The sequence below is a fragment of the Cytobacillus sp. NCCP-133 genome, assembly GCF_026011715.1.
In the GTDB taxonomy this organism is placed as follows: Bacteria; Bacillota; Bacilli; order Bacillales; family Cytobacillaceae; genus Cytobacillus.
In genome coordinates this window covers 1-8,941 of sequence record NZ_BRVM01000043.1, presented here as the reverse complement: position 1 = coordinate 8,941, position 8,941 = coordinate 1, and the positions used below count along the sequence as shown (strand labels likewise).

Here is an 8,941-nt window from a genome sequence, read left to right as displayed (position 1 = left end):
CTTGTATTTCATTTAAAAAGCTTAACTAAATAATATCTCAGGCCCCATCTAAAATATAGGTGGGGTCTATTTGACGCTTACGTATAAAGCCGCATTTTTTCTACTAAAAAATGCGGCCTTACAAAAAAAAGTTATTTACTATTCCTTTCAAAATCAAAGTAGGAAGATAATTTCATGACAAAAAAGTTCTTTACTTCGTTTTTGATGGAAATTAAGAATGGTTGCTGGATATTAACCAATTGTAAGTATAACTATTCTTTTATGTCAATCATATTATTTTTTTTCAAATTGAAAAGGTGAAACTCCAATGTTTTTAAAGTTTAAGATTGACTTTAGTAAAAATATTATTATTACTAATATCGAAAGTAGTGGCAATAACTCTATAAAAGTTTGCAAAATTAAGTATAGGAATATAATTAGCAAATGATGAGCTTTTGAATATTTCTTAACCTTTAAAAAATTTAATATACCTAAATGTAATAAAGTTTTAAAAATATAAGAACCTACTATCCATTCACTAACAATTACTATCGAAATTAACCATATTGATAATGAAGACTTCATCAAAAGAATAACAAAATGTGGTAAAAGCAATACTGAAATAAACCAATATGTCACGTGATAGAATCCGTTAACATGATTGTTTACCGACAATGGAAGCACTTTGAATTGTAATGTATCTAATCTATTTTTAAATATTCCATATAGTAAATACATACCAATTATAGTTGGAATAGCTAAATTTAAACCTGAAGAAATATTAGTATTTAGACTTAAAAAAAGTAAGATCGCGACACAATTCCCAATAATATTAAAAGGAATAGTTTTATTATGAATCAAATATCGCTTCCAATATACAGAAACGATTGCAGATAATTCATAAGGAATATTATCTACTTTATTAATTTTTGTTAATGCAGGAAGTCGAACTCTATTCGGAACGATATTAAAACCTACTCCAGTTATTAATTTAACTATCAATAAATTCCAAGTTTTATCATCTCCGATTGGAATTACCTGATTCCAGTTAACATTACTTGTCAATTTTCGCTTAAATTGAATGATTGACATTAATAAAAGCACTATATTGTAAATAAAAAATACTAAAAATGAAAAATCCCTTAGGAAGTTTATATATATAAACATAAATAAAAATATTAAAATTAAAGTGTATGTAATTTTAGTGATTATGCCCTTTAGATTTCTTTGAAATACTTTCCATTGAGTTAGACCTGAAAACAAATCACTGATGGAAAATGAAATTATAAGCAAAAACATGGTTTCAAAAGATAATACTCTTAAGAAGTAGAAAACAGCTATGATAGTTGAAAAGATGATTAACCGTTTTATTTGTTCGTGGAGAATAATTATTTTAATAATTTTTTCTAAATCGTAGGTAATTAAACTCAAATGAAAATCTGAGCTAGTTACTTTATAACGAGGGTCGAAATAACTTTTAGATAAATAAAACATAAATAAAAATAAAGTAAAGTAAATAATTACTGAATAATTATTTTGATTTAAACTATAAAAGTATTGAGTATAGTTTTGAATTGATTCCTTAAAAAGAATTAGTCCTCCTACAAAGAATGGAACTAAATATAATATAGTTACTTTATCGAAAAGAATTGAAAAGGCTAATTTATATTGATTTTTAATTTTTGTTAGGCGTCGTTTGTAAATAAACAGATATGCGTTTAATTCATCATATTTCTTCATGTAGAAATCCTTCTTTCTATTTGAAACAGATGATCTATTTTCCCTCTTCTTGCTATTTCCCCATTTCTAAGCATAATAAAAGAATGACAAAACTTTTTCACACGCTCTATTACATGTGATGTTAATAAAATTGTGGTTCCTTGTTTTGATTTTCTTATAATTTCATTTTCTAAGAAATTAGCTGAGTTTTCATCTAAACCAATAAAAGGCTCATCTATGATTAATAAAGGAGTATCTGTGATTAGACTACTTATAATATTAACTTTTTGACGCATTCCCTTTGATAGATTATCAGGTAATTCATCTAACTTCCCATTTAATTCAAACTCGTTTACATAATAATTAACTCTTTCTTTAAATAACTTTTCGGGTACTCCATAACTTGTTCCATATAACTGAAAGTGTTGAAAAACTGTTAATTCAGTAAATAACATTGGTTCTTCAGGTATATAAGAATATTGTGATTTATACTTTAGGTAATCTAAATCAATATTAATATTGTTTAGATGTATATTACCTTTATCCTTTTCCTGTATCCCCATGATTGTTTTCATTGTAACAGTTTTTCCTGCCCCATTGTGACCAACTAAAGCACAGATTTCTCCTTTATTTAATATAAAATTTAAATTATGTATTATCTTTTCATCGTTTATGCTAACTTCAACATCCTCTAGTTCTAATAAACTATTATTGTTCATTCACTGACCTCCCTATAAAGAGAAAAAAGGAGCATTAAAGGCCCCTTTCAATATTTAATTAATATTAGTAAATCGAGTTTCATCATTTAATTGTTCTTTCCAACTTTTCCCCATCTTTTCTTCAAAAAATCTTGATATAGAATAACACATAGAAAATTTCTCAACTGGTTTGATTCCTATTTGGGCAATTGTAAGGTAAAGAAAATTAAGAACAAGTCGTTTAACTTGGAAATTGGTGGTTTTCTTTATTTTATCATATATTGGTATGGAATTTAAATATCCATGAAACTCACTTATTTGACCCTCATGACCTTTATCCCAATTGTTTTCTTTAACAATTTTCATATAGGTTTCTGCTTCTGGCATTAATAGTTGTCCTTTTGCTATTAACGGTTCATTTTCTTTTATTAAATCTTGAAATACATTTCTCCATTGGTGAAAGAACTTTTCTTCCTCTAGTAACACATCTACTAATGTTTTTATACTTTCTTTATTAATTTTATATACTTTCTCAAATTGTTCTCTTAGTTTATCTTCTTTATCAAAGCGGTTTAAAAAAGCTTCTGAATGGGATCGAAAACTTAACTGATGGTGTTTAGGCTTTCCAATTGCGTGAATGGCTGCCATCATCATACTCAAAGTGTTTTTATATTTGTTAACAGCAGGTTCTCTAATCATGTTCATAACAAGTTCATTTGTACTAATATAGTAATTCCTTATTGATTGAACACCGCTTTCACCCCAAATATCTACTCTAAGAGTAGAATCTGTCAGTTTAATAGCAGCGTCATCTTCAATAGGAAATAAATCTCCTACTTCCATTTCAAAGTCTTTTAACAACAAATATTTTTCTTCAAGTTCTGATTGAGAAAGAGTATCAGCTGCGGAATATTTCTCTATATTTTCACCTAGTTTATTTTTTACCCAGAGTAACTTTTCGTTACTGAAATTCTTATCTATTTGAATATGCCATTGAATATGAGGCCCCTTTCTCCAATGTCGCAAAATAAAATTATTAAGAGGCTTTTTAAATGATAACTCCTTTTGAAGTGGTATAATTTGTTCAACAATAAATTGATTATGCCTACTTGTATCGTGCAAATATATATTCATTGATTTACTAATCATTTTTTCACTCCTTTGTATGTATTTAAAGAATGACTTAATAAAAAGGTAAGTTCAGCTTCCGTTAACGGAGATAGTCCTATCCGATTCAAAAACATATGAATCCATGACCAATAGAGTTGAATTTTAGCCTTTGAGTAAACATCTAATTTTTCTAAAGAATTTATTCTAATTTCATTAAAGGAGAATTCATCATGGCGCACACTTTTTATTATTTCATTAGTAAAAGATGTATATTGATTGATTATAAGGTTTGAATTTTCGGACCAATACTCTTTTACGGCATTACTTAAATTACTTTCTTGTAATTTTAATTGGTATGCTTTTAAATATCTTTCTATATCTTCCGGTACATAGCTTTGTAGCGTTGCAATACAGTAAGATCTAAGAAAATCAATTTCCTGTTGTTCTGAAAGATTCATACTTCTAGTCATAAAAGATAAGAGATAAAGACCATGATTATACTTCCTTTGTAAGTCAGGAACAGTTGATTCCAAAAATTCAAAAACATATCGAGATGAAAACTCAAACTGTAATTCACTTAATTGCATCATTTTCTCCCCGTTATATCTGTCTATTTCTGGAGTATATGGTATTTCCTGAATTGAATGATTGGGAAACCATAACAAATCTTCTTGATTAATTGTTAACATATTGTATTGTTTATAAAACTCATTTTTTTTAAATTCTTTTTCACTAGGAAATTTATCAAAAAAGTAATAAATACTATTTACTAATTTATTTTTTTCAAATTCTTCCATGTCTTTAATCCTTAACCGAATATGAGGACCACCATCCCAATAACGAATAAAGAAAAGAGAGGGTATTTTATGATTATATATAGTTTTTAATTGTTTATATATATATATAAGGAACTGGTCCCATCGGCCCTGATCATGGTAAAAAATATGAAAACTATCCCAACCCATGAACTACACCTCCGTCTCATAGGTTTCTACCAATAATTCAACCATATGCCTTTGTCCATTAACATTTAACTGTACTTGATCTACATTTGGAAGTGCCTCTTCAATGATAAAACCTTTTTCCATAATATTTATTTGATTAAAGAATACTTGACATAAATGAAAACTATCTGTATCAATATATTGAGGTTTTCTCATCCCATCCTGATAATGAGTTGTTTCGTTTTGATTTGATAATTGTAGAGATAAATTTGCTTTTAAATAAAACTGGTTAGGTATTGAATTTTTATGTAGCCATTGTCTTAACATCCTAAATTTTTCGAAATGGTCATTTTCTTGTGTATTTTCCTCAAAAAAGTGGTTTTTGTTAATCCACCATTGTCTTCTTTTTAAAATTGTTCTCCCGACCTTTATTCTTGGAAAATGAACAATTCCTTTGTTAGAAGAATTACTAATATTAAAATATGATTCATTTATAGATATATCGGGATTACATAATTGAGAAAAATATAACAAAAAACGAAAAAGTGGTGGTACAAGTTTAAGATTTAAAAACTGCAAATATAGTATGTCAATTTTTTTATTATAGGATTTTGAATATAATTCAATTCCATTATCTTCTTTTCTAGTTCTAACAAAAATATCATCTAATCGAAAGCTGACGTATGAATGATGTAAAACAGTACCATGTTTTAAACAAATGAGTACACTAGGTAATTGAAAAGATAATCGCCAATAAGTTTCTCCAAAAGTCAAAATGTCTTCTGCCATACATTCTGGGCAAAAACGAAAAAAGGCATGTTCTGAAATCGTACTTGCCACAATTCCCATAGTTAAATGAATAGATCCAGGTCTGTTTCCAGTGACCATTGCATCGAAGACTTGTTTCCTTAAGCTTTCTTTTGTAAACGTAGTATAGTAACGATAAAATGTATGCTCATTTACCCCAGTTTCTAAGCTCGGGACATCAAAATGCTTTATACGATTAAAGGGAAATACTAAATTAGTTGGTAAGTCAGGAACGGCCAAAGCATTATCGGTACCAAACAAATCTTTCATCGTTGCCTTAGGACTTAGATTACAGGATTGGACATGATAACGCGCAAACCAGCTATAAAGCAATTCGTCCTCGTATAATGTTGGAAAGAATGATAACATAGTCACTCTCCTTACATTGCAAATTGATCTGCTGGAGGTCTGATATAGCCTGAATGTTTCAATGATTCATAGGCAGATTTGCCCTCTTTTTTTCCTTCATCAATAATTTTCTGTAACTTGTTAATATCCGGTATATCTTTTTTACGTTCTTTTGCTGTTTGCTGTTCTTCGATATAAGCAAGTGCCTTTTGCATAATCTCTGCTTGTGATAATCCTGAATGTTGTTTCATTACACGTGTAGTTGCCTTCTCGGCTAGTTTTGCTTCAATATCTAGGCTAATTAAAGCAAGAATCACTTTTTCTAATAATGAAGCCTCATTTTTTTGACGTTCTTCTGCTATTTTTTCCTTTTTCTTTTGAATTGTAGCTTTCAAATTTATGTTGGTTTGCCGATGTTGCAAGTATTCTTCAATATCAATAGGCATAATATCTTCATATTTTTCTATTTCCGATAACAAGCCAGATTTAAGAGCCTTTAACATGGGCTGAACAAGTTTTAAATCGTCTTTTGCGACTTTTCGGATCATAGCAGGCGTAATCGTTTCTTCCCCAGTCTCTATGGCACGTCCTTGAGAAAGAGCGAATAACTTAACAGCTATATCAACAATTCCCTGACTTTGTTCGTACAACGTATTATTGATTTCTTCCGTTAATTCAACGGGATGTTTTATCCACTGATATTCCCACATACTTTCAATTAAGACATCCCAATCTTCATCTTTTTTCATTTGTTGCCACACCATATCACCTTGCCCACTGCCACGGCGTGCTTGACGAAAATCTTGCTGCAAGACACTTCGAGCTCTCATCGTTCCAATCATCATGACTGGAACTCCAATTTCATTCACAAGTGTCACAAAAAAATTCATCATTTTTTCGGAACCACTATCCTTTGCTGTTAACAAATGCTGAATTTCATCAATGATCAAGGCACCAATACAGTGTAATCTTGCGATTTGCCCCATTCGAGTAACCATTGAACTAATAGAATTACGTTTTCCACCAAACCTCTCATAATAATTGGTTCCTAAAAGTCGATCAATTTTAATAAAAAAGTCCATACAAAGAGATTTTAATGAACCATCATGAGGGCAATTCAGTTTTAGCCAAACAATTTGTGTAAGGTTCAAAGGGTGCTTATGAATAATTAATTGCGGATACTGCGATAAAATTCGTTCAATTGCCGTTGTTTTGCCAATCCCCGAAAAACCCATTAACGTAAAACTAGAGGCTGTCGAACGAATGTCAAAAGGGGTAGCTTGTCCATTCATTACTTGATGAGCAACAGATAGTTGTTTTGTATATTCAGGTGTACGAGGATTTCGTCCTACATAGCCATAACGTAAAAGTCTAGAAAACCGTTGCTCTAAGTCAAGATGCTGCATAACCGGCTGAAAGAAACGCTGTAACCTTGGTATAGCATGATACCGTAAATGGGGAGATAGATTACGTTCTTTTTCATCATATTCAGGTAAAAAACATAATTGGTCAAAAGCATCTTCAGCCGATAAAACTGGGGGTAATGCTTCAATTAATGGATTATCACGGTAGTCTAGCAGCTCCTGTTTATGATAGTTTGCGACTTCTGCATTTAATATTCTATTCTGCTGACCATCAATCATCGTTTTTCTGCCCCCTTTCTTCGACGTAAAAACTCTTTAACCGAAGGGCGTTCATATTTTTGTTCATCATCTTCGATAGAGTTGATTGAAACCACTTCAGCTGATTTTGAATCCTCTCTTGATTCCCCTAACACAAAGGCTTCATCTTCCCGTCTAGTATCACGTTCTTGTTTTCTATTTTTATTAATGGAACTTGTCTTTTCTGCCTTACTCATTTGTTTGCTCTGTTGCTCATTGGCCTTAGTTTCAGCTGATTTCACAATCTCTTCTGCTTCACTAATAAAATCTACATCTTTTTGGAGCTGGCCATGCTGAGCCTGTTTGTGCATTTGTTTTTCATGTTCTAAAAGATAATTCACTTCTTCTAAACTTTTTTCTTTATACCTATTTTGATGCTCAAGTAAATAACAAATCTCGAATGAACGACCATCTGAATTCAATAAGTAAATCTGTGACATATTACGAGGGTCGTATGCCAAGTTTATTTTCCAACTCCCTTTTTGACGAGCTGTTGGAAACCAAGACTCTTTCAATGCCTTTTCACAGCTATAAAACATTTTACTGTTAAATTTAATTCCTTGATGTGTTACTGACGCTTGTGAATGCGGCATTAAGTGAAGTTTAACAAGATCTTCAGGAAAATAGCGTAATTTACCTGAGCGATTTTGAATTCCCCAATTCCATAGTTCTAGAGGAATTGGTTGTACCTCATCTCGAACCATATCCTCATCACGAGGGTAATCTTTTAAATAATGCTTTGTGTTATAGTAATACACTTGCTTAATCATCAGTTGTGTAAACTCATAAATATTTAATTTGGCATCTAATCTATAATCATGTGAGCCACGTTCCCTAAAATCTATGTCCACATATCCTGGTAAGAATGGTTTTACTTTAGTTTGTATCGTATTAAACTGCTTTTCTACGATTCCTTTCCAATCAGCACGATAGGGAGCTGTATTTTCAACGTGAAGGTTAAAAGCTGTTATTAATCGCTCTACATTGAAACCCTCAAATTCCCCTCGATCCGCCAACAATACATCTGGGAGATGCTCACACGGCCAAGCTTCTTTAGGAATATTAATTTCATACTCTTTACAAAAAGCCTGTTTATCCTTTACGACATTTGCAAGTGCCATCATTGCACCCTGCCACGATGGCCCTTCTAATCCGATGTACATTCCAGTGATTAACCGGCTAAAAACATCAATAACTAAATAAATAACAGGGCGACCTACAATCCAATTGCGATTATAACGAGATACTAGATAAACATCTGCTATAGTAGCATCAATTTGATAACGTGAACCTGGTCCTATTACTTCCGTCATTGAAGAACCAAGAATAGCCCGATAATCTTTTTCATATTTCTTACGCCCTTGTCGTGCAATCGTTGATTCCTGAATGGTATATTCCTTGTTATACCAATACCGAAATTGATCTTCTGATGGCAATGAATCTTTATTTGAGATGACAATTTTTTTTACACCATCTTCATAATAATAGTCCTCTGCATAAAATTCTTTGATCATCATTTTATAAGCAGCAGGAATACTATTTTTTTTACTCGTCAAATAATATTTTTCTAAAGCAACCCGAAACACTTTTTTAGTTTGCCCGTCTGTTAAATTAGAATAAAGTTTGCAGAAACGAGTAAATACGTCCATCCCTTGCCATATATAGCCTCAAAGGC

At 31.1% G+C, this 8,941-nt stretch carries 7 protein-coding genes; all 7 read right to left on the bottom strand.

Going from position 1 to position 8,941, the window contains the following annotated elements; genetic code table 11:
* Nucleotides 1-273 precede the first annotated feature (273 nt).
* Genes NCCP133_RS21590 through NCCP133_RS21560 form a run of 7 tightly spaced genes read right to left on the bottom strand, consistent with a single transcriptional unit; the run spans nt 274 to nt 8,915 of the window.
* Nucleotides 274-1,719, bottom strand: a complete 1,446-nt coding sequence (locus NCCP133_RS21590) for a hypothetical protein (protein ID WP_264807291.1) — start codon at nt 1,717-1,719, stop codon at nt 274-276.
* Nucleotides 1,716-2,417 carry an ABC transporter ATP-binding protein gene (locus tag NCCP133_RS21585; protein ID WP_264807290.1) on the bottom strand — a complete coding sequence of 234 codons (702 nt, stop codon included), beginning with the start codon at nt 2,415-2,417 and terminating at the stop codon, nt 1,716-1,718. Before NCCP133_RS21585 ends, NCCP133_RS21590 begins: the two co-directional genes overlap by 4 nt.
* 54 nt (nt 2,418-2,471) lie before the next feature.
* Nucleotides 2,472-3,545, bottom strand: coding sequence for a lantibiotic dehydratase C-terminal domain-containing protein (locus NCCP133_RS21580; RefSeq protein WP_264807289.1), 1,074 nt, complete (start codon nt 3,543-3,545; stop codon nt 2,472-2,474).
* Complete coding sequence (locus NCCP133_RS21575; RefSeq protein ID WP_264807288.1) at nt 3,542-4,471, bottom strand: thiopeptide-type bacteriocin biosynthesis protein; 930 nt, start codon at nt 4,469-4,471, stop codon at nt 3,542-3,544. Before NCCP133_RS21575 ends, NCCP133_RS21580 begins: the two co-directional genes overlap by 4 nt.
* A 3-nt stretch (nt 4,472-4,474) precedes the next feature.
* A complete protein-coding gene (locus tag NCCP133_RS21570; protein WP_264807287.1) occupies nt 4,475-5,626 on the bottom strand; it encodes a TniQ family protein in 1,152 nt (383 codons plus the stop codon).
* An 11-nt stretch (nt 5,627-5,637) separates the two neighbouring features.
* A complete protein-coding gene (locus tag NCCP133_RS21565) occupies nt 5,638-7,248 on the bottom strand; it encodes an ATP-binding protein (protein ID WP_264807286.1) in 1,611 nt (536 codons plus the stop codon).
* Complete coding sequence (locus NCCP133_RS21560; RefSeq protein ID WP_264807285.1) at nt 7,245-8,915, bottom strand: Mu transposase C-terminal domain-containing protein; 1,671 nt, start codon at nt 8,913-8,915, stop codon at nt 7,245-7,247. The genes NCCP133_RS21565 and NCCP133_RS21560 overlap by 4 nt, the downstream gene beginning before the upstream one ends.
* Nucleotides 8,916-8,941 lie beyond the last annotated feature (26 nt).